The sequence below is a fragment of the Paenibacillus antibioticophila genome (genome assembly GCF_000455265.1).
In the GTDB taxonomy this organism is placed as follows: Bacteria; Bacillota; Bacilli; order Paenibacillales; family Paenibacillaceae; genus Fontibacillus; species Fontibacillus antibioticophila.
Genome location: NZ_HG005139.1, coordinates 1,864,314 through 1,886,857, shown reverse-complemented (window position 1 = coordinate 1,886,857; position 22,544 = coordinate 1,864,314). Strand labels below are relative to the sequence as shown.

Sequence of the window (22,544 nt, the reverse complement as noted above, 5' to 3'; positions counted from 1 at the left end):
AAGCTTGTTCGTGGATGAGGATCAGTCGCTGCGGCTGATGGACACGCCGGAATTCCCGGATTTCGTCTATCCGACGGCATCAAATGCAGGCAAGAATCTGGAGGCGCTGCAAGCTGCGGCAGGACTTAACTGGACCTATCTGAGTCCATCGGCAACCTTTGCGCTTGGACGACGCACGGGAAGCTATATTTCCGGCAAGGACCATGTGCTTGTCAATTCGGCCGGAGACAGCTATGTGAGCTACGAGGATTATGCGGTTGCCGTCGTTGACGAGATTGAACAGCCTAAGCATATTCGCGAGCGTTTCACGGTGGCTTCAGAACTTTAAATTATCAGTGAGTGTTCAAAAAGTCAGCTTTTCAGCACCGAGAAGGTTGCGAGAACCTGAAGAAGGAGGAACGGAGTGTAGGCAAAACCTACATGAGCAAAATGCTTCCAAAGGAAGCATGCCTCGTAAGCATCCGCTCGGACTTCGAGGGTGAACGCAAGATTCGTTGTCGAATCAACCTCTTGATATACTTCGTGATCAAAAGAGGACTTTTTGAACAACCTCTTTCAGGAAAAACCTTTCTCGATCCCGGCTTTTCGCCTATAATGAAGTTAAATTTGACTTATTCCAGCGCGAAAGGGACGAATGAGATGCCGGTATTTCCCCAATTAGAGACGGAAAGATTTGTTTTGCGCAAATTGACATCGGCTGATGCCGGAGATTTGTTTCATTACTTTTCTAATGATGAAGTGACCCGCTATTATGATTTGGAGAGCTTTGTCGAGCTAAGACAGGCTGAAGAACTTATCTTCGCCTGGAATAGCCGCTATCTGGAGAAGAAGGGGTTCCGCTGGGCGATCACTGCCAAACCAAACAACAAGGTCATCGGAACCTGCGGCTACCATAATTGGTTCAGAGAGCACTTCAAATCGGAGATCGGTTATGAGCTGAATCCTGCTTATTGGGGACAGGGCGTGATGTCCGAGGTGCTGCAAGAGGTCATGCGCTTTGGCTTCGAGGATCTGGGGCTGAATCGTATCGAGGCTTTTATTGATCCGGACAATATCCGTTCAAGATATTTGCTGGAGAAGACCGGTTTCCATGAGGAAGGATATCTGAAGCAGTGCTTCTATGAGAAGGGACAATTCGCCGATGCGGTATTGTTCGCGCTGCTGAAGCAGCAATATGAAGCCAATCAAGAGGAGCAATGATACCTGCCGAATTTTCGGTACAAGATTTGAACGGGCTATTCAGCAATCCGACTCCTGCCAGGAAGAACTGAGGTTCTTTGCGCGGCAGGAGTTTTTGTGTGAATCCTTTCCTTGTTAATTGCAGGTTCAAAAAGTCAGGAGAAGACTTTTTAAACATCCTCTGCAAGTGACTTGTTGAATGACCATGATTGCATATATAATATGACGGTATATATCGTAAATAGAAAAGGTGTAGATTCATGAGCATACTAAACGTTGAACGACTCAGTCACGGCTTCGGAGACCGTGCGATTTTTACGGATGTCTCCTTCCGCTTGCTGAAGGGGGAGCATATCGGCTTGATCGGCGCCAATGGAGAAGGGAAATCTACCTTCATGAACATTATCACCGGCAAGCTGCAGCCTGATGAAGGCAAGGTAGAATGGGCGCGGCGTACACGGGTTGGCTATCTGGACCAGCATGCTGTGCTGAGCCAGGGCATGTCGATTCGCGACGTGCTTCGCGGAGCATTTCAATATTTGTTCGATCTGGAAGCGGAAATGAATGACATGTACGGCCGAATGGGGGATGTCACCCCCGAGGAACTGGAGCAGCTGCTGGAGGATGTCGGCACGATTCAGGATACGCTGACGAATCAGGATTTCTATCTGATCGATGCGAAGATTGAAGAGACGGCGCGCGGCTTGGGACTTACCGATATCGGTCTGGACAAGGATGTCAATGATCTGAGCGGGGGGCAACGGACCAAGGTGCTCTTGGCCAAGCTGCTGCTGGAGAAGCCGGACATTCTGCTCCTGGACGAGCCTACGAACTATCTGGATGAGCAGCATATTGAATGGCTCAAGCGCTACTTGCAGGAGTATGAGAATGCCTTTATTTTGATTTCCCATGATATTCCGTTCCTCAATAGCGTTATCAACCTGATCTACCACATGGAGAATCAGGAATTGAACCGGTATGTCGGGGACTATGATTATTTCTTGCAGGTGCATGAAGCCAAGAAGCAACAGCTGGAGTCCGCTTATAAGCGCCAGCAGCAGGAGATCGCTGACCTTAAGGATTTCGTGGCCCGGAACAAGGCCAGTGTCGCCACGCGGAATATGGCCATGTCCCGGCAGAAGAAGCTGGACAAGATGGATATTATCGAGCTGGCTAAGGAGAAGCCGAAGCCGCAGTTTCATTTCAAGGATGGAAGAACCTCCGGCAAGCTGATCTTCGAGACGACAGACCTGGTGATCGGGTATGATTCGCCGCTGTCCCGCCCGCTGAACCTTCGGATGGAGCGCGGACAGAAGATCGCGCTTGTCGGTGCGAACGGCATCGGGAAGACGACCCTGCTGCGCAGTATTCTGGGTCAAATTCCGGCTATTAGCGGGTCTGTTCATTTGGGTGAGCTCCAGGAAATCGGTTATTTCGAGCAAGAGGCCAAAGAAACCAACTACAATACTTGTATCGAGGAGATCTGGAACGAGTTCCCTTCCTTTACGCAGTTTGAAGTACGGGCAGCACTGGCTAAATGCGGCCTGACGACCAAGCATATCGAGAGCAAGGTCGCTGTGTTGAGCGGGGGAGAGAAGGCCAAGGTCCGTCTTTGCAAGCTGATTAACCGCGAGACGAATATTCTGGTCCTGGACGAGCCGACGAACCATCTGGACGTGGATGCCAAGGATGAGTTGAAGCGGGCGTTGAAGGCCTACAAGGGCAGCATTCTGTTAATCTCTCACGAACCGGAATTTTACCGGGATGTCGTGACGGAGACCTGGAATTGCGAGTCCTGGACAACCAAAGTATTCTAAGGGTACCTCCTAAACCATAAAAAGGTTCATCCTGCAGCCGATAAGGCTATAAGGATGAACCTTTTATTTTGAATGCCTGACCTCAGGAGATAAACAACATCACAGCCTGATAGGCCGCAAGCGTAAAGAACAAACTAAGCGGCAGAGCCAGGTACGCATTTTTGTTCCGGCGGTATACAGCCTGCAGTCCAACTAAACATCCTGTGGCCAGGCTCAGATAAAGAAGGGCTGAGGGATGCCCGTGAAAGACTAGACCTGAAGCCGGATCAGGCTGCGACTCTGGAGTGGCTTGCTGGTTCATATATCCGGTGATGATGTAAATGGCCAGCACCAGCACGGCTTCGGCGCGGATCCAGGTGGTCGGCTGATAGGAGTGATTCTGAGACAGCTTTCTTTTGATAAGAAATCCGTTAATGAAGCCGAATAGCAGCAAGGGAATGATCAGCAGATGCTTCAGCAGCAGAGCCTTCCCATAAGAGGAGGCGGCTGCCGTTGCAATCTGCGGGATAAGAGCCGCGGACATCAGCCAGCCGGAGCCTATAATCAGAGTCATGGCAACCATCGCCAGAATGTGAAACCATTTCAAAAAACCGGACCAGGATGAAGACACAGGCTTGAACCAGCCTGCCGCCAACAAGGTTCCGGACCAGATCATGACGGACAGAAAATGGATGAGATGGACGAGAAGGCCTGCCGGGCCATAGTTTGCCGTCATATGGCTGAACCAGTTGACGGCGATCGCAAGGCCAAGACAGAGGATGCAGCACAGCCACCAGCCCCAACCAGCCTTCCGGATGGAGAGGTGCAAAGGCTTGACGCACACCGCTGCCATCATCAAAAGGCAGAATAACAGGGTCCAGCCGTAGGCTTTGCCTTCTGCCAGGGTAAAAAGGACATTTCGCAATGATACAGCAAAGCCGGTATTCCCCGCAAAGAAGAGTACGATTCTTAATAAAGGAAGAAAGGAGAGCACGCCTATTCCGCAGATGGCTGTGATCACAAGCAGCTTGGGGATTCGTGCGGCGATTTCAACCTCTCCGGCACGAATGACAGTAAGCCAGCCTATGATGACTGCAAAGCAGAGATAAAGCAGCGGCTCTCCAAGCCAATAGATCATGAACGGCGTCTCCGCAGGACGACAAGTACAACAGCAAGAATGACTGCAATGATCACAATCCCTGCAATAAGCATCGGCATGGAAAGCGATGCACGTTCCTTGACGACAGCTGTGTCTGCTGTTGCTTCGTTGTTAGAATTTGTATCGGGATCAACGGCTGTGACGGACTCATCCGCAGCCGCATTGCCGTTGTCATTATTAGCCGACGTGTCGGCATTCGATGAAGTGTCTTCGGGTTCGGCTGGCGCTTCTGTCTGATCCTCAGTCACCGCAGACTCGGGAACATTTACGGAGAAGGAGTAGCTGCCTTCCATCGGATGCCCGTCTTCACCGACGATTTTCCAATCCACTGTATAGGTTCCGTTCTCCAAATCCCCAGCCAATAACCCGGTCATCCGGGCACCTTCAACCTGAATCTCTTCCAGTTCAATCGTGCCTTGCTCTCCGGTGACCGTAAAGGAGCTTAGCGGAGCGATGTCCGTATGAAAGTCCAGCTGAATCTGATCAATCGGCTGCTCGACTTGCTCATCCTTCTCCGGCGAAGAGGAGACCATATGGGTATGGGCAAAAGCAGAATGAGGCGTTACAAGCAGAATAAATACTAATAATACTCCTGTGACGTAAAGTTTTTTCATCATATCCTCCAGGTTCTAAGTTCTCGCTTCCTATTCTACTTAAATTTTAAATTAAAACCAACTATCCTGAATTTGTTATGTATCCCCGGGCGTGCCCGGAGGAATTAATTTGCAAAGATATGATTGCCGATCTTTACGTTTTGCGTTCTGGACCAGATCCAGCTGCTTGTTGCGGTGTTTGGGTTAAAGTAGTACAACGAGCCTCCTGAAGGGTCCCAGCCGCGAACGGCGTCCTGAGCTGCCAGGTAGGCGGTTCTGTCAGGCGTCAGCCAATATTGACCGTCGTCAATAGCTGTGAAGGCACCGCGCTGAAATACAACCTCCGATATCGTATCGGGAAAATCCGGTGACTGAATCCGATTCATGACAACGGCTCCTACCGCAACCTGACCTGTATAGGACTCGCCGCGGGCTTCGCTGTATATGATTTTCGCCAAAATATCCATTTCATAGAGGTTCAAGGTGTGTTTTCTCAACAAGCTCCAGGTTTGGCTGCCTGCAATTCCGTCCGCGTGGACTCCATAAGCCAGCTGAAACTTGGCGACTGCCGCTTTGGTCTGCGTCCCGTACTGTCCGTCCAGCGATGGGGCATAATAACCGAGCACCTTTAACCGGTATTGCAAATCCCATACATCACCCACGGTATTGCCGTATTGTACGGATGGGGCAGCGTGGACGTTCGAGGTCACGGGCTGCAGCCCCGCGATCACAGCCAATAATATGAAGGTTAGTAATCTGCGCTTCATCATTGGGCATGCCTCCTTTCCTGTTAGCATTATAGAATCAGCCCCAGAGTAGGAACAACCCACACTTATTGGAAATAAAATGGAAAATACCTCCGAGGCAAAATTAACCCAGAATATCCGTGATAGTATGTCGTAATTTTATATATTGAATTGTCGTATAAATACACTGTTTAAATGTGTTTGAATATGGTACTTTATCAACAGATGTCAGAATTTCATATAAGCTAGGAGGCCATGTTTATGAGTATTCGAGTCGGGAAAATCAGCTTTTGGCATGTCCATGCATGGGAATACACGGAGCAAGCGCTGAATCATCCGGATACGGTCGTCGCCGCGGTCTGGGATGAGGATCCGGTCCGCGGTCAAGCGGCAGCTGACAAGCTGGGAGTTCCATTCTATGCTTCGCTGGATGAGATGCTATCAAGTGATGACCTGGACGCAGTCATTGTGGATGCGCCGACCAACAGACACAAAGAGGTGATATTGAAGGCTGCGCAGGCAGGCAAACATATTTTCACGGAAAAAGTAATTGCGCCTACGGTACAGGAAGTTGACGAAATCGTAGCTGCGGTGTCGGATCGCAAGTTAACGTTTGTTGTATCGCTGCCGCGCTTAAATGCAGGATACACACTTGCTATTCAGGATATTTTGGACAAGGGCTTGCTCGGAAAGGTCACTTATGCGAGAGTCCGCCTGTCTCACAACGGCGCGCTGGCCAACTGGCTTCCTGAGCATTTCTATAACCGGGAGCAGTGCGGCGGCGGGGCGATGATCGATCTGGGCTGTCATCCGATGTACTTGACTCGCCTTTTCCTCGGAGAAGAGATAACCGGGGTCAGCGCGAACTTTGGCTATGTCACAGGCAAGGAAGTAGAGGATAATGCAGTAGTAACGCTGCAAACGGCATCCGGTGCTGTAGGCGTTGTGGAAGCAGGCTTTGTGAATAGTCATTCTCCATTTACGATCGAGGTTCACGGAACAGAAGGAACCCTGTTGTACGGAACACCGGAGGATAAGCTTCTGCTCAAGTCGAATCTGGATGAAAACGGCGGAAAGACTTGGCGGGAATACCCGTTGCGCAGCAATCGGGAAAGCGCTTTCGATCAATGGGTAGGACATATTCAAAACGGTACGACCGCCGGCACGAATGTGCAGACGGCCATCGAGCTGACCCGTCTGATGGAAGCGGCCAATCGTTCGGCACAGGAAGGAAGAGTCATTCCTCTCGAAGGCAGCGCACTTCTTCCATGACCGATTTCAGGCATAAAACGTCATTTCCGTATGAGGTGATGTTTGAAAAGCAGGATCTGCTTGAACGGCTGGATATTCAAATTGACTGGGGCTATTACAGAATCAAGGTGCTTAGATTTCATTTGATTTCATTTGACCGGGGCCATGTCATTGATTTTCATAACCATGCGGAGTATGAATTTCACTTTATTCCGCGAGGGAAGGGAATCGTGATTCTGGAGGACCAAACCTTTGCCTTGTCGGAGGGAATGTTCTACCTCACCGGGCCGGGAGTCGTTCATTATCAGGCCGCATCCTCTGAAGAAGCAATGGATGAGCTGTGCCTGCATGTCGATATCGTTCCGATCGAGCGGAATGAATGCGATCCTTGGGAAGCGGCCGAGGCGGAGGAATGCATGGAGAAGCTGCGCAAGCTTCCCCGCAAGCCGGAGCAGGATCGGCACGGGGCGATGGCCTGCTTCCTGGAGGCCTATCAGGTATGTGACGGGCGATACTCCGGATATTACACCTCGATCCGCCAATTGGTGCTTACCATTCTGATGAAGGCCGTCCGGGCCTATGATGCCGGCGTGATTACAACGGAGGCGCCGATCCGCAATATGACGGCCTATCGCTATCAATATGCGGTGCAGTATATGGAAGCGAACTCCTCCTCCAGCTTAACGCTGGAGAATGTAGCTGAGAAGCTCAATATCAGTGCACGTCAATTGCAGCGAACCTTTCATCAGATGGATGCACAGAAGCCTTTCAGCAAGCTGCTGGAGGATATCCGGCTAAAGTCGGTCTGTAAAAGGCTGGAGGAAACAGATTTATCGATTGAGCAGATCGCCCAGTCGGAGGGCTTTGCGAATGCTACTTACTTGCATGCCGTATTCCGCAAGAAGATTGGCATGACACCGGCAGAATATCGCAAGAGCAAGCAATTTAAAGTGGAGACTATATAACCTGGGAGGAATTTAAAATGAGTAAAGTATATCGTATCGGGATTGTTGGCTGCGGCGGGATTGCAAACGGAAAGCATCTGCCAAGCTTGAAGAAGCTGGATAATGTTGAAATCGTAGCTTTTTGCGATATCGTAGTGGAACGCGCTGAGAAGGCTGCACGCGAGTATGGTGCCGAGGGCGCACAGGTATACTCCGATTACCGTGAGCTGCTGAAGGATCAATCTCTCGACATCGTACATGTGCTGACCCCGAATGATTTCCATGCCGAGGTAACGATTGCGGCGCTTGAGGCTGACAAGCACGTCATGTGCGAAAAGCCGATGGCCAAGACCGCCGCGGATGCACGGAGAATGGTTGAAGCTGCCAAGCGTACCGGCAAGAAGCTGACGATTGGCTACAATAACCGTTTCCGTCCGGACAGCCTGCATTTGAAGAAGCTGGTTGAAGAAGGACAACTGGGCGATATTTATTTCGCCAAAGCCCATGCTATTCGCAGAAGAGCCGTGCCAACCTGGGGCGTGTTCCTCGATGAAGAGAAGCAAGGGGGAGGACCGCTCATTGATATCGGTACGCATGCCCTGGATCTGACCTTGTGGATGATGAACAATTACAAGCCGAAGGTGGTTCTCGGAACCAAATATCATGAGCTGTCGCAGCGCGAAAATGCTGCTAACGCTTGGGGTCCATGGGATCCTGCCAAGTTCACGGTAGAGGATTCCGCCTTCGGGATGGTTGTCATGGAAAATGGAGCTACAGTGATGCTGGAATCCAGCTGGGCGCTGAACACGCTTGATGTGCATGAAGCCAAATGCAGCCTGAGCGGAACGGAAGCAGGGGCTGATATGAAGAACGGTCTTCGGATCAACGGAGAAGAGCATGGCCGTCTGTATACGAAGGAAGCCGAGCTTGGCTCTGGCGGGGTTGCCTTCTATGAAGGGAAGGCCGAGAATGATGCGGATACGGAAATGAGAACCTGGATCCGGGCCGTGGATCAAGATCTGGAGCCGGTCGTAACGCCTGAGCAAGCATGTGTTGTCTCGGAGATTCTTGAAGCGATTTATGAATCCGCCAAGACAGGCAAGGCTGTGTATATGAATTCTTAATGTTTTCGGCGGGAACAATTCAATGACTCCAACGCAAAAAGGCACGTTTTCAGTTTTGAAAATGTGCCTTTTTTGCATTAATTTAAAGTCGAAATGGCAAACGTAACAATGCGTGTCATTTGCTTAATTTATGCCCTTCTTTGTCAAGAAACAGCAGTTCGTAGTATTTTTTGGGCCGCCCTTTACTATTGTCCCGTTTTTCAAATACCGTTTGTACGTATTTACTTTCTTCAATTTTGTTAAGGATACGGTTTGCACCTCTGACGGTCATGGACAGGCACTCGGCAACATCCTCAGAGGATAATTTATTTGTTCTCATGATTTCTGCATAGGACATGATTTTTTGCAAGTTGATGTTGTTTATTCCGATCCTTTTGGCTAACGCGATGATTTCCGGATCCCCCTGTTCAGAGAACCGTATAACATTCATGCTCCGCATTGGGCCGATAACCTTCTGTTCCTCGTTTATAAAAAAGCTGCAGCTGTCCGTAAAGGCTTCCGCCTGTCTGTGGGCTTTGGTGGCGTTTACGTTAGCTTGGAAATATTCATGCCCCGAGCCCCATCCGATTTTCACCTTGTCGCTTATGCATCCTTCCAGATACTCCAGCAGGGTGCAGTTATGTGCGTTAGAGGTGATTTTCATGAAATTTCCATAAGTAGTGTATAGTCTGACAAAGCCTTCCGAAATTTGGGCCGTGTCTGCAAGATTCATGCTGCGCAGAAACCTGCCGACAAGGACCTTCAGCTCATGAAGCTGCTCTTCGGATGGCGTCTGCGCCGTTACGGTCGATAAGCATGCAACAACTGCCCTCTGGCTCTTAAGCTTGAGGATGGTAATTTCGTTGATGATCTCTCGGATGGTCTCTTTAACGTTTTCCAAAGTAGGCCGGATTAAGATGTATTTTACTCCGTGCTTTTTAAGTTCTGGAACAAAGTGGCCGAACGCCGTGATGGACAGGTCTATTTTCTGTTCTTCCCACAGAGTGATATGGTTTTCGAGCATGGTTTCCACTCGTTCGAGCAGATCATCACTGTTGATGGGCTTTCCCTCATGGGTCAGGTATTTTTGGAATTCACTGAAAGAATCGATAACATACGCATAATCCACATAGATCCTGGAGATGTCAAGCTCAGGCTCTGTAAGCAGCAGCCGGAAAAGTTCCCTATATAGAAGGTTCTCGTTATCCTGCAAAATGTGAATAGGTACTTTTTCATCCAAGCATTCCTTATCAATTGACTCGTAAAGCATCCTGCCACTGATCACAAATCCGTCTACCGAACCTAAGTTTTTGAGATAGAGGTCATTTGTTTCCCGAAAGTTGCTGATTGTAAGGAACCGGAACTGACATACTGACCGCATTTCTTCTTCAATGGCGCGGAAATAGTCCATATGGGTCTCAGGCGTAATAATACCCAGCTTGATTTTCATGGTAGATTCCTTTCATAAACAGTTCAATCAAAAGAGTTATATCACAATAAATGTGATATATCAATGTTCCAGCAGCCTCTGAAATAATGTTCTTAAAATGTCTTAATTTCTCTTGACAGCGGATAAAAATGCCAGTACGATAAACGTGTTCTTAAAAAGTCTTAAAATGTGAAGGGGGAATGTTTCTCTGTTCTTAGGTTCATTCAATTTGTGTTTTGGGAGATGTTCATTGTGATTGAAGAAGCTGAAGACTTTTTGAGTATGGCCCATCAGCTGCAGGAAAAATTGGTCATGTACAGGCATCATCTTCATGCGATTCCGGAGCTTGATTTAAGTTTGCCCAGGACAGCTGCTTATGTGAAAGAGGTGTTGGAATCCATGGGATTTGAGCCCACTCTCGTAGGAGAATCAGGTCTTATGGTTACGATCGGCGGACAGCAAGCCGGGAAGGTGCTTCTTCTTCGTGCGGATATGGATGGGCTGCCCATTCAAGAAGAAACGGATCTTTCTTTCGCATCGTTGAACGGAAACATGCATGCATGCGGTCATGACTTGCATACTTCCATGCTGCTCGGAGCTGCGGAGATCCTGAAGGCCAACGAAGGGCAGCTTCACGGGACGGTTAAGCTTATGTTTCAGCCGGGTGAAGAGACTCTGCACGGGGCAAAAATGATGCTTGAAAGCGGAATTCTCGATAATCCTAAAGTGGATGCAGCCATGATGCTTCATGTGTTGACCGGAATGCCAATTCCTATCGGGCAATTTGTAGTGCCTGAGGCTGGTGGAGCGATTTCAGCTTCCTCGGATTGGTTCGAAATCATCATCCGCGGTCGGGGCGCACATGGAGCCATGCCTGAGGCCGCAGTGGACCCCTTAAATGTGGCTGCTCATCTTCATCTGGCACTGCAGGGTATCCTTAGCCGTGAAATTTCGCCAATTGATAATGCAGTTCTTACCATTGGCGTGATGGAAGGCGGAAGTACAAACAACGTAATTCCCGATACGGCCAGATTGAAAGGCAGTGTGCGAACATTTAACACCGCATTGCGGGACAACATGGAAGCCCGAATCCGCGACATTTCTGCAGGTATCGGAGAAACCTTTCAGGCAAAGATGGATGTGATCTATACGAGGGGTTGTCCTGAGGTGATAACGGACAGCGGGCTTAACCAACAAATGAGAACTTCGATTGCAAATACCTTTGGCGCCGGTTCCTATATCGGTATAACTGAGCTGGTACCCGGTGGTAAATTAATGGGATCGGAAGACTTCGCATTTGTATCACAAGCGGTGCCAAGCACCACAGTGTTTCTTAACGCTGGCAATACCGAGGAAGGTTATGGTTACCCTGTGCACCATCCCAAGACGATGTTCTCGGATGAGGTGCTTTATAAAGGGGCTGCGGCTTACGCTGCTTTTGCCAGAGATTGGCTGGATAGTAATAGATAATATCTAAACCAAGCTAGGAGGAATTGAAATGGAAGAGAGACGTATGATTGGACCCACAAAATTTGAAGAGTACTCGGAGAAATACAAGGAATTCCTGTTAATGACCCGCCGTGACGGAATCATTGAAGTGCGGCTGCACACCGACGGAGGGCCGTACAAGCATAACTGGGAAGCCCATACCGCATGGTCCCATGCCTGGTCAGATATTGGCCGCGACCCTGAAAACGAGGTCATGATTATTTCCGGAACGGGGGATAAATGGGTAATCGGGGACCCGGAGGTCTGGAATACAAAATGTATGGATTGGCCGAAGCAAAAGAAGCTCGAACAGTATCATGAATCACTGAGACTGCTTGAGAACTTGATCTTCTGCATTGACATCCCGACCATCGGGGCGGTCAACGGGCCGGGAACGCACTGTGAACTCGCAACTCTCTGTGATATTACGATTTGTACAGAAGACGCGGACTTTTTTGATCCGCATTATCTGGGAGGCACGCCTCCCGGAGATGGAATGCTGCTTACGCTGCAGAATATGATCGGTTTCAAGAAAGCAGCATACTACGCATACACCGGCAAGAATATCAATGGTCAAACCGCCTTGGACCTGGGCATCGTTAGCGAAGTCCTGCCCCGCGAGCAGCTTCTTCCCCGCGCATGGGAGCTTGCGGAGATGATTATGCAAGCACCGCGTTCAACCAGACATCTGTCTCACTCCATTATCTCCCGTCCATGGAAGCAAGCCTTAGTCAGTGATCAAGGGTTCCAGCTTGCCCACCAAATGTATGACATGGCCATTGATGAAGAAGGGGTTCTGGAGCGGCTGAAAAAAATGCAAGGACGTCTAATAGGCAAAGATGTTCAATAGAGATATGGCGGGACCTACACGATTCGAGGTATACTCGGAGAAGTACAAGGACTTGTTCTTCATGACCCGCCGTGACGGCATACTCGAAGTGCGTATGCACACTCGCGGGGGACCGCTTCAATTTGACTGGACGGCTCAAGCTGCCTATGGCAACGTATGGGCCGATGTGGGCCGTGATCCTGAGAATGAGGTGATGATCCTTACAGGGACTGGAGATTTGTGGCAAACAGGCAATCCTGAAGTCTGGACAACCAAATTCATGGATTGGCCGAATCGCCGGAAGCTGGAAATGTACCATGAGTCACTCAGAATGATTGAAAATATGATTCATTGCCTCGACATCCCCACGATTGGGGCGATTAATGGCACAGGCTCACACTGGCAACTGGGAACGCTTTGTGATATTACCATTTGCGCTGAAGGCACAACGTTTTTCGATGCCCACTACTTGGGCGGTGTACCTCCTGGAGATGGAATCGTCTTAGCACTTCAACAAATACTGGGAACCAAGAAAGCGGCATACTATGCATACACGGGCATGAACATGAATGCTCAGACGGCATTAGACCTTGGTCTGGTTAGTGAGGTGCTGCCTCGTGAACAGCTTCTTCCCCGTGCGCGGGAGCTGGCAGAGATGATCATGCAGGCACCCCGCTCTACAAGACAGCTTACTCATTCGATTGTGTCCCAACCGTGGAAAAAAGCTCTTGCAAAGGATCAAGGTCTTCAGCTTACTCACCAATTGTATGACATGGCTATTGATGAAGAGGGGATTTATGAGAGGCTGATGAAGATCAAGGAACGTTTTCAGCGGAATGGGCGATAGCCAGAAAGGATGTATGGGTGCGATGAGATCGTTGACTGAACTCTATAAGATTGGCAGTGGACCGTCCAGCTCCCATACCATGGGGCCGGAGAAAGCGGCCAGAATATTCAAATCAGAAAATGAAGACGCAGACCAATTCAAGGCGTTGATTTATGGTTCCCTTGCCTAAACAGGCAAAGGCCATATGACGGATAAGGCCATTATCAGAGCACTGTCACCCGTTCCAACGGAGATTGAATTTATTCCACAAGCAGATTTTGTTCTGCCCCATCCCAATACCATGGACTTGTTCGCTTACAAAGACGGGCGGCAAACCGCCTTCATGCGTGCTGTCAGTATCGGCGGCGGGGACATCGTTATTGAAGGGCGGGAGGAGAAGCTTGGGCCTGATGTTTATCAAGAGAACAGCTTTGCCGAAATCAGTGCCACTTGTAAAGCGAATCATATCCGGCTGAGCGATTACGTCGAGCAGTGTGAAGGCAAACAGATATGGGACTTCCTCCAAGGGATTTGGGAAGCGATGAAGCGTTCGATCGACGAAGGACTTTCCGTCACAGGTATTCTGGAGGGCGGTCTCCATGTCGAACGAAAGGCGAAATATCTCTATCATCAGGGGCATATGGATGAGAGCCCGGAGACGCGGGAGAACCGGATCGTCAGCGCATACGCTTTCGCCGTCAACGAACAGAATGCCGCCGCCGGCACCGTCGTAACGGCCCCGACCTGCGGAGCCAGCGGTGTCGTGCCAGCCTCGCTCCGTTATATGCAGGAAAAGATGCAGGTCCCGGACGAACAGATCCTCCGGGCTCTGGCCGTCGGCGGGCTCATTGGCAACCTGGTCAAGCAGAATGCTTCCATCAGCGGCGCTCAGTGCGGCTGCCAGGCGGAGGTTGGCACGGCTTGCTCTATGGCAGCAGCCGCACTGGCTGAATTGTCCGGAATGGAGATCGGCCAGATTGAGTATGCGGCGGAGGTTGCCATGGAGCACCACTTGGGGTTAACCTGTGATCCGATTAACGGACTGGTTCAGATCCCTTGCATTGAGCGGAATGCTGTGGGTGCGATGCGGGCGATCAATGCGCTGAGCCTGGCCAAATTCTTGTCTGGTACCCGTAAGATATCTTTTGATCTGGTTGTACAGACCATGTATGAAACAGGCTTGGACATGAGCAGCCGTTACCGTGAAACTTCAGAAGGCGGGCTCGCTAAGCTCTACAGAATGGACAGTTAAATGATACTGTCATGATGATGGGGCATGAATTCCATACTTGTGTAATGAGACGAAGAACGTCCCTTGCTGCCGGTTAGCAGAAGGGACGTTCTTTTTTGGGAGCTATGTAAGGAGGCTGCTGCCTATCGCAGTTTGCCGATGTTCTTCCCGCAAGCCTGCAGGATTTGAAAGACCCAATGAGGCACAGAACAGAACCTGTTTGGGTTGACAACCTGAAGAACTCCATGTTAAGATTCACATCATAAATTGAGGAGGCACGTTATCTATGACACATTCCATGCGCATTCGATAAGCTGGCAATAAAAAGCTGATTTTTCCGCAATTGTGGGCTTTTTTGAGCTGCTTATTTTTACGTATGGAGAGACATAGATTACGATATAGATAGCTTATTTGGCTATGCCTTGTATCGACGTGTCCTTATTCGTGATGAATGCAGATCTAAGTCCACATAGTGGTTTGGATCTGTATTTTTTATTGCCAAAACAAATAATAACCAATAAAAATACGAAAGGAGTTAACACGATGAGATACATGCATTGGTACTTCTTCATATAATCCTCCCTTCTTAAATCGCAGGTGATCCTGCGAACATGAAAACTGCGATTTCAGAAGGAGGTAACCATAATGAATGCATTAATTAACGCAAAAGAGATATATGTGGAATATTTAGGACGTGAGGTATTAGACATTGATCATTTGGAGCTTCATGAGTATGACCGCATCGGTCTGGTCGGTGCGAACGGAGCAGGCAAGAGCACATTGCTAAAAGTATTGCTGGGTAAAACGCCAGTAACACATGGGAGAATCACGAGGGAAGGCAATTTCACCTACATCCCGCAGCTGGATGATGTCGTGGTACAAGAGGAAGTGGATCACGCATTAATGGGTAAGCTTGGGGTAGCCAGAGTAGATATGGAGCATATGAGCGGCGGGGAAGAAACACGGTTGAAAATTGCACAGGCTCTGTCCGGCGGGGCACATGGCATCTTTGCCGATGAACCGACGAGTCATCTCGATCGTGAGGGAATCGAATTTTTGATTAACCAACTCTCCTTTTACACGGGTGCTTTGCTTGTTATCAGTCATGACCGGTATTTCCTTGATCAAGTGGTCGATAAAATCTGGGAATTGAAGGACGGAAGGATTAACGAGTATTGGGGCGGATACTCCGATTACTTGGCCCAGAAAGCAGAAGAACGGAAAAATCAGGATGCCGAATATAAGCAGTTTATCGCTGAACGGGATCGGCTGGAGAAAGCGATCGCCGAGAAAAAGAATCAGGCTCGGAAAATCGACCAGAAAGAAAAAGGAACTTCAAGAAAAAACAGCTCGGAAAACGGCGGTCGGCTTGCCCATCAAAAATCGGTGGGCAGCAAGCAGAAGAAGCTTCATAATGCCGCAAAAAATATGGAGCAACGAATCGAAGCGCTAGGTGATGTGAGACCTCCAGAGGCGGTTCGCACCGTCCACTTCCGTCAGAGCAAATCTTTGGAGCTTCATAATCCGTTTCCGATTACGGGAAAAGAGATTAGTAAACAGATTGGTGAAAAGTTCATTTTTGAGAAAGCGTCTTTCCAATTTCCGCTTGGTGCCAGGATAGCGGTAACGGGCGATAATGGTGCGGGGAAAACAACGCTCTTCAAAATGATCCTCAATCGTGAAGACGGCATCATCCTATCGCCAAAAGCAGAAATCGGCTACTTCGCGCAAAACGGCTACAAGTTTGACTGCAATCAGGGCATCATGGAATTCATGCAGGAAGACTGTGATTATCAGGTGCCGGAAATTCGCGCTGTACTGGCGTCTTTGGGATTTTCTCAGCATGATGTGCGCAAACAGCTGTCGGTATTAAGCGGTGGCGAAATCATGAAATTGCAGCTCGCAAAAATGCTGCTAGGGCGATATAATATCTTGCTTATGGATGAGCCAAGCAATTTTCTCGATCTTCCTACCGTGGAATCGCTGGAACATTTGATGAAAAGCTACGCAGGCACCATCATTTTCATCTCGCACGATGCCCGCTTGGTGGAGAACGTCGCCGATCAGGTATATGCCATCGAGGAGAAACAGATCATTCGGAAGAAATAGCGTAGGTTGACTGGAAGTAACCTGAGCCTGGGTTAGAACAGGCTTAGGTTACTTTCTTTTTTCATGTGTAGCCCATTTTGTCCAATCTTGAGAGTAATCACTTACAGTTTTATTGATAAACAATAAATAATATATGAAATACAATAATTAATTATTGTTTTAATCTGAAATTGAGCTATAATAAACTCAAATTGAATGAACATATTAAGGAGAGTGTAAGGATGAACCATTATGATGTCGCCATTATCGGATTGGGACCGGCAGGCTCCATCCTGGCTCAGTTGCTCAGCAAGGAATTTCGCGTGATAGCCATAGATATGAAATATACTTATGATCAAGGCTTTCAGAAGCCTTGCGGCGGTCTTCTATCGTCTGATGCTCAAAAGGCGCTTGCAGAATTGAACTTGACGCTGCCCAAGGAGGTAACCGTAGACCCGCAGATTTTTGCCGTCAAAACGATTGATCAGGAGCGGGAGCTTATACGCCACTATCAGCGGACTTATGTCAATGTGGACCGGCATAAATTCGACTTATGGCTGAAGTCGCTTATTCCGGGACATGTAGAGGTTCATGACCATTCGCGGTGCTCTGCTGTGGAGAGGGTGGACTCCGGTTATCAGATCACGTTTCACGAGAATAAAATAAAACATGTGATTACGGCCAAGCATCTGGTTGGTGCAGACGGGGCGAATTCTTTGGTGCGGCGATTCTTATATCCGGATAAAAAGATTCGCACCTACATGGCCATTCAGCAGTGGTTCCCAGAGCAGCATGATTCGCCGTTCTATTCCTGTATTTTTGACGAGAAGATCACGGACTGTTACTCCTGGTCGATTTCCAAGGATAATCACTTTATCTTTGGCGGCGCTTATCTTATGGATAAGCCGAGGGAACAATTCGACTTGCAAAAGGAGAGAATCCAGAGCGTCGGATTCCAGTTCGGAGAACCAATCAAGACAGAAGCATGCATGGTACTGCGGCCGTCTTCCTTTCATGACTTTAGCTGTGGAAGGGATAATGCATTCCTGGTAGGCGAGGCGGCCGGCTTCATAAGCCCAAGCTCGCTGGAAGGGATCAGTTCGGCTATCAATAGCGCGCGTACCCTGAGTGAAGTGCTGAATGCCCGCAGCCTGCAGCCTAACAAAAGCTATCAATTCAAAACGCTCCCCATTCAAATGAAAATGTATGCCAAGCTGCTAAAGTGCCCATTCATGTACCATCCGTTCTTGCGCCAACAGATTCTAAAGAGCGGAGTGCAGAGCATTTCCATGCAGCCAGGGCATGAAAAGATAAGGCATTCATTAAGAGGAAGCAGAATTTAGGACGAACGAACAGGTTGCAGCGCAACAAATGATCCATCGAGAGCGTCTATCATTCATATTAAGAACAGCTGAGAGGTACAACAGATGAAGCTAAAAATGATAACGATCCTCGGTGCCGTACTCGGCTCCATGCTGATTTCGGCAGAAATTGCGGCGGCAGAACAACCATTCTCCGATCTGCAGTCTGTGAAGTGGGCAGAAGACAGCATTAACTATATGGCGAAAAGGGGAACCGTGGCCGGATCCGGTAACGGGCAATTTATGCCCGAGCGGCATGTGACCAGAGCGCAAGCCGTGACCTTCCTGGTACGAGAGCTTTATCCGCAGCAGCTGCAGGCAGGCGGAGGAGCTTCAGGTTATTCCGATGTTCCAACGACGCATCCATTTTATCGGGAAATAGCTATTGCGGCGAAAAACGGGCTGGCCAGCGGATTGCCTGACGGCACCTTCCAGCCGGATACGGCAATGAGCCGCGCAGAGACGGCTGCATTCCTTACCCGGGCCTATTCGCTGGCGGTCGGCAAGCAATCCGCAAGCTTGAAAGATACAGCGGATCATTGGGCAGCAGCGCCTATTCGCATCATGAGCTCCAACGGGTTGATCGGCGGATATACGGATGGCACCTATCGGCCGGATCAGCCTGTAACACGGGCGGAATTCTCCGTCTTTCTGGCGCGGGTGATTCGCTTCGAACGTGAGGCTGCCATTCAGGCGCAGGATTGGGATAAGCTGATTTCTTATATGACCGTCAGCGAACAAGTAGGGCAAATGCTTATGCCTGACATCAGGCAATGGAAGGGTCAAGTGACAACAACGGTCAATGAGGGCTTGAAACGCAGCATTCATGATCAGGATTTGGGCGGGCTCATTCTTTTTGACAAAAATATAGTAGACGTACGACAGGTTACAACGCTCACGCATCAGTTGCAGATGGAAGCTGGGGACATTCCGCTGTTCCTGGGCATCGATCAAGAAGGGGGCGTAGTTAAGCGAATTCCCGGCGGTACGAATCTGCCAGGTCAAATGGCGCTTGGCGCAGCGGGTGACACTGTCCTGGCCGAAGCGGCAGGAAGGCTGACCGGGGAAGAGCTGAGGGCGCTCGGGCTGAACATCAACTTCGCCCCGGTGTTGGACATTAACAGCAATCCCGACAACCCGATCATCGGGATGCGTTCCTTTGGCTCCGATGCGGAGCTGGTATCACAGCTTGGGGCAGCCACGATAAAAGGCTTGCGTCAATCCGGAGTCATCGCAGCGGTCAAGCATTTTCCGGGGCATGGAGATACATCGGTAGATTCCCATCTTGGACTGCCGGTGCTGACTCATGATCGCGAACGGCTTGATGCAGTGGAACTGAAGCCATTTCGGGCCGCGATCGAGAACGGAGTGGAGATGATCATGACTGCACATATTGCTTTTCCGGCAGTAGATAACGAGCAGGTTATATCGCTTAAGGATGGAAGCAGCGTGCCGATTCCCGCTACATTATCACAAAAAGTGCTGAAAGGACTGCTTCGCGAGCAGTTGGGTTATAAAGGCGTCATCATTTCGGATGCGTTCACGATGAATGCAATTTCGGAGCACTTTGGGGAACATCAAGCGGTGGAACGTGCAATTGCCGCAGGCGTCGATATCATCCTTATGCCTCAGGAGCCGGCAGCAGCTCATCAGTCGCTGGTTCAAGCGGTAAATAGCGGAAAGCTCCCGGTTGAAACCATCCATGACTCGGTCAAACGAATATTGGAGCTTAAATCAAAATATGGCTTATTCGATCGCAGCGACAGCCTTGCGAATAAGTTGGCCTCGCTGAACGATGTAATTGGCTCCAAGGAGCATCGTGCGGTAGAGCGGGAAATTGCAGAGCGAGCAGTCACTGTATTGGCCAGCCGCGACGGTAAGCATCCGGATCAAATACATCAAGGAGACCGGGTAGTAATTGCTACTGCCGATAAAGATCAAGCAGAGCAGTTGAAGAGACAGCTGATCCAGGCGTCTGGCAGTTTATCGCTGAAGACGGAAATTGTTGTTATCAGTCTAGGAAAAGCCACGGAAGCATTTCAAGCGATGGAGCAGGCGGATTACGTGATCCTCGCCTCATACCAGTTCCGCAACGTGGCCAGCCAGTTCGGCTGGACCGATGTTCAGACCATCATCGACAAGCTGAATAAGCAGAGTAAGCGGTACGCGCTACTGTCGCTGGGTAACCCGTATGAGATGATCCATTTGCAGAATGTCCGTTCGGGACTTGCCGTTTACGGCAAGCAAGAGCCCAATACCAGCGCCGGAATCCAGGTGCTGCTCGGCCAACTGGAGGCCGGAGGCAAACTGCCGGTAACTGCTGTCAGAAGAAAATAAAGTATTAGACTTACGCCTACTGACTAAGCTAACGGGCAGGATAGTTAAAAAGATACCATTTATGTTATATATATATGACGCAAGGTGACATATTAAAAATCTATAATGGGTGGTGGATCAACGAAAGGAGTAACAAATTATGAAACGAAAAATACTTTTAGATTTAGCAGTTACTTTAGATGGTTTTATTGAAGGGAAGAATGGGGAAGTTGATTGGTGCATCACGGACTCTGACATGGGGTTTATTGATTTCTTAAACCAAATTGATACTATTTTATATGGAAGAAAAAGCTATGATTTATGGGGAGAATTTACTCCAGAAACTGAATTTACTGATACTGAAAAAGAAATGTGGGGATTATATCATAGTAAAGAAAAATATGTGTTTTCCAGGACAAAAAAAGGGACTGATAATAAAGCAATATTCATAAATGATAATATTCTTGAAGAAGTAAATAAATTAAAGAATAAGCCTGGTAAAGACATGTGGCTATATGGCGGAGCAAGTCTCATTACAACTTTTATGGATTTAGGGCTTGTTGATGAGTTTAGATTATCTGTGCACCCTGTTATTTTGGGAGAAGGAAAACCTCTGTTTATAGATATAAAACAGAGGTTGAATTTAAAAATGGTTAATACAAGAACATTCTCCTCTGGCGTTGTGCAACTAATCTATCATTTGAATGAGAAAGAATAATATCATCAGGAAATACTGGATAGTAATTGTCACTTCTTCAACTAAACGAATAACAATAGATAAACAAAGCAGCGGCAGTCTAATACTTTATTTTCTGTGAACAACTGCGAAGTAATGTAGGTTCAGTTCAGCCATGGTCTCTGCCATATTCTGAATCTAGGGCGCTCCCCATAATCCAGGAACGTCCCTGAGCCTTTTTAATGACAGAAAAACCACCGGAATCAAAGCCTTGGAATCCGGTGGTTTTAGCTGATATGTAAATTATAGCGACTTGCCCTCTAAAAATGATGATAGAGATTCGAATTAACCTCCAACATGTATGCCGAACGTCCCCATAAGTGGTCCTGCACTTACTCCCACACTTACCACCAATACGAATAGAAAATTAATGGCGCGCAACAGAACGTTCTTTTTCATGGCCATCCCCCATTTCCACTAATTGATGATACTCTACTTTCGATTCAGCCGACGCAACGTTTCTAAAACGTTCAAACAATCTCATACACCGAAGCATAGAGCTTTCGTTATTTATTATAGTAGATTTTTTCAGGCCATGCATCAATGATTTAAAGCCTTGTTCATAATCCTCTCTGAATAAGTAATAATCGGCTAATTCACACAGCAAACCAACGAACTGATCGTCGGTATTTTGTTGGTTATATATTTCGTTTTTTTCATGCTCCAGGACGTTAGACAACACGGTTTCAAACTTCATAAGAATATGATCGACGTTAATCTTGTACCGGTTAGCTACTATCATGATATTCCATAAACCCATGAGTATTTCATTTTCCTTCTTTTCAAAGTAACTCACATATTCCGGCAGCAACTCTATGTTGCCAGCCATTAATTTGGTCAATAAAATATTCGCCTGAGTCCATTCCTGGAATAAGTTCTTCCAGTATAATGCTTCTTCATCCGTCTCCTTGACCCATTCTAAATCGGCAGCTTCACTGAAAATTTGCAGAGCCAATTCATAATCCTCTTGTTCATAATAAGCGCCACCTACTAGCATTTGACCAAAGAGAACATAATAAAAAAATGGTCTGGGTAGCTTTTTAACAAGGCCTTGATCATTCTTTTTCCGGGATTGGGACAAAGAATACTGAATTTCAGCCAGTTGCTGTAACTTTATGCAAACTTTTTTGACCTTATCCCAGCGACGCAAAGAACGATAAGTATCCGCCAAATTCTTCAATGCATCCAGTTGGTCGATTTCATCAAGCCGCTCCGCAAAAGGCCCAAACTGGATCGCTGCCTGGTAGTTTTGTTCCTGATCGGAGCCAAGTCTAGTTAGGAACAACTTAAACTGGCAATAAGCCAACCGCTCTGAATGCTGACTTTTTTCGCTTAGCGCTACACTCTCGTAAAGAATCGCTGCTGCCATCGGTTTTCCTTGCGCAATTAAATCTTCTGCTGCCTCAAACAGGGGAGATGAATATAATGGGTTATCCAGCAATAGATTTACGATTTGCTTAATGCAATCC

Annotated in this window: 20 protein-coding genes; 15 read left to right on the top strand and 5 right to left on the bottom strand. The window is 48.4% G+C overall.

Features of this window, described 5'->3' with window-relative positions:
- From TX85_RS27475 to TX85_RS08615, 3 genes are all read left to right on the top strand, one after another.
- Positions 1–328: NAD(P)-dependent oxidoreductase (locus TX85_RS27475; RefSeq protein ID WP_044478678.1), on the top strand; the 328-nt coding region annotated here is incomplete at its 5' end.
- Between the two features lie 311 nt (positions 329–639).
- Positions 640–1,200: a GNAT family N-acetyltransferase gene (locus tag TX85_RS08620; protein WP_044479924.1), complete on the top strand. Its 561-nt coding sequence runs from the start codon at positions 640–642 to the stop codon at positions 1,198–1,200.
- Between the two features lie 239 nt (positions 1,201–1,439).
- A complete protein-coding gene (locus tag TX85_RS08615; protein ID WP_044478676.1) occupies positions 1,440–2,996 on the top strand; it encodes an ABC-F family ATP-binding cassette domain-containing protein in 1,557 nt (518 codons plus the stop codon).
- Between the two features lie 82 nt (positions 2,997–3,078).
- Here TX85_RS08615 and TX85_RS08610 read toward each other — a convergent pair whose 3' ends face one another.
- The 3 genes from TX85_RS08610 to TX85_RS08600 form a co-directional block, all read right to left on the bottom strand.
- Positions 3,079–4,113: a copper resistance D family protein gene (locus TX85_RS08610; protein ID WP_049894876.1), complete on the bottom strand. Its 1,035-nt coding sequence runs from the start codon at positions 4,111–4,113 to the stop codon at positions 3,079–3,081.
- On the bottom strand, positions 4,110–4,751 hold the full coding sequence (locus TX85_RS25345) for a copper resistance CopC family protein (RefSeq protein WP_081671678.1): 642 nt from the start codon (positions 4,749–4,751) through the stop codon (positions 4,110–4,112). The genes TX85_RS08610 and TX85_RS25345 overlap by 4 nt, the downstream gene beginning before the upstream one ends.
- Before the next feature lie 101 nt (positions 4,752–4,852).
- Positions 4,853–5,494 carry a cell wall hydrolase gene (locus TX85_RS08600; protein ID WP_044479921.1) on the bottom strand — a complete coding sequence of 214 codons (642 nt, stop codon included), beginning with the start codon at positions 5,492–5,494 and terminating at the stop codon, positions 4,853–4,855.
- A gap of 240 nt (positions 5,495–5,734) precedes the next feature.
- Here TX85_RS08600 and TX85_RS08595 point away from each other — a divergent pair, with 240 nt between their 5' ends.
- From TX85_RS08595 to TX85_RS08585, 3 genes are read left to right on the top strand one after another with little or no spacing between them, the layout of a single operon-like run.
- Positions 5,735–6,745 carry a Gfo/Idh/MocA family protein gene (locus tag TX85_RS08595; RefSeq protein ID WP_044478674.1) on the top strand — a complete coding sequence of 337 codons (1,011 nt, stop codon included), beginning with the start codon at positions 5,735–5,737 and terminating at the stop codon, positions 6,743–6,745.
- 38 nt (positions 6,746–6,783) lie between these two features.
- A complete protein-coding gene (locus tag TX85_RS08590) occupies positions 6,784–7,689 on the top strand; it encodes a helix-turn-helix domain-containing protein (protein ID WP_233500663.1) in 906 nt (301 codons plus the stop codon).
- 17 nt (positions 7,690–7,706) lie between these two features.
- Positions 7,707–8,792: a Gfo/Idh/MocA family protein gene (locus tag TX85_RS08585; RefSeq protein WP_044478671.1), complete on the top strand. Its 1,086-nt coding sequence runs from the start codon at positions 7,707–7,709 to the stop codon at positions 8,790–8,792.
- Positions 8,793–8,907: 115 nt separating this feature from the next.
- Here TX85_RS08585 and TX85_RS08580 read toward each other — a convergent pair whose 3' ends face one another.
- A complete protein-coding gene (locus TX85_RS08580) occupies positions 8,908–10,221 on the bottom strand; it encodes a hypothetical protein (protein ID WP_044478670.1) in 1,314 nt (437 codons plus the stop codon).
- Positions 10,222–10,431: 210 nt separating this feature from the next.
- Here TX85_RS08580 and TX85_RS08575 point away from each other — a divergent pair, with 210 nt between their 5' ends.
- The 9 genes from TX85_RS08575 to TX85_RS08540 all read left to right on the top strand — a co-directional run bounded on the left by TX85_RS08575 (position 10,432) and on the right by TX85_RS08540 (position 21,057).
- On the top strand, positions 10,432–11,670 hold the full coding sequence (locus TX85_RS08575; protein ID WP_233500662.1) for a M20 metallopeptidase family protein: 1,239 nt from the start codon (positions 10,432–10,434) through the stop codon (positions 11,668–11,670).
- A gap of 28 nt (positions 11,671–11,698) precedes the next feature.
- On the top strand, positions 11,699–12,538 hold the full coding sequence (locus TX85_RS08570) for an enoyl-CoA hydratase/isomerase family protein (RefSeq protein WP_044478669.1): 840 nt from the start codon (positions 11,699–11,701) through the stop codon (positions 12,536–12,538).
- Positions 12,528–13,364 (top strand): enoyl-CoA hydratase/isomerase family protein, encoded by an 837-nt coding sequence (locus TX85_RS08565; protein ID WP_044478667.1) that lies wholly within the window; start codon positions 12,528–12,530, stop codon positions 13,362–13,364. Before TX85_RS08570 ends, TX85_RS08565 begins: the two co-directional genes overlap by 11 nt.
- A 22-nt stretch (positions 13,365–13,386) precedes the next feature.
- On the top strand, positions 13,387–13,533 hold the full coding sequence (locus TX85_RS27470) for a serine dehydratase beta chain (protein ID WP_233500661.1): 147 nt from the start codon (positions 13,387–13,389) through the stop codon (positions 13,531–13,533).
- A 15-nt stretch (positions 13,534–13,548) separates the two neighbouring features.
- A complete protein-coding gene (locus TX85_RS08560) occupies positions 13,549–14,595 on the top strand; it encodes an L-serine ammonia-lyase, iron-sulfur-dependent, subunit alpha (RefSeq protein ID WP_233500660.1) in 1,047 nt (348 codons plus the stop codon).
- A 624-nt stretch (positions 14,596–15,219) separates the two neighbouring features.
- Complete coding sequence (locus tag TX85_RS08555) at positions 15,220–16,683, top strand: Msr family ABC-F type ribosomal protection protein (RefSeq protein WP_044478666.1); 1,464 nt, start codon at positions 15,220–15,222, stop codon at positions 16,681–16,683.
- A 221-nt stretch (positions 16,684–16,904) separates the two neighbouring features.
- The gene (locus TX85_RS08550) at positions 16,905–18,005 is read left to right on the top strand and encodes an FAD-binding protein (RefSeq protein ID WP_044478665.1); all 1,101 of its coding nucleotides are present in this window, start codon (positions 16,905–16,907) and stop codon (positions 18,003–18,005) included.
- 84 nt (positions 18,006–18,089) lie between these two features.
- Positions 18,090–20,360: a glycoside hydrolase family 3 N-terminal domain-containing protein gene (locus tag TX85_RS08545; protein ID WP_049894874.1), complete on the top strand. Its 2,271-nt coding sequence runs from the start codon at positions 18,090–18,092 to the stop codon at positions 20,358–20,360.
- Positions 20,361–20,499: 139 nt separating this feature from the next.
- The gene (locus TX85_RS08540) at positions 20,500–21,057 is read left to right on the top strand and encodes a dihydrofolate reductase family protein (RefSeq protein WP_044478664.1); all 558 of its coding nucleotides are present in this window, start codon (positions 20,500–20,502) and stop codon (positions 21,055–21,057) included.
- Between the two features lie 385 nt (positions 21,058–21,442).
- Here TX85_RS08540 and TX85_RS08535 read toward each other — a convergent pair.
- The coding region (locus TX85_RS08535; RefSeq protein WP_044478662.1) for a hypothetical protein at positions 21,443–22,544 on the bottom strand (1,102 nt) is incomplete at its 5' end.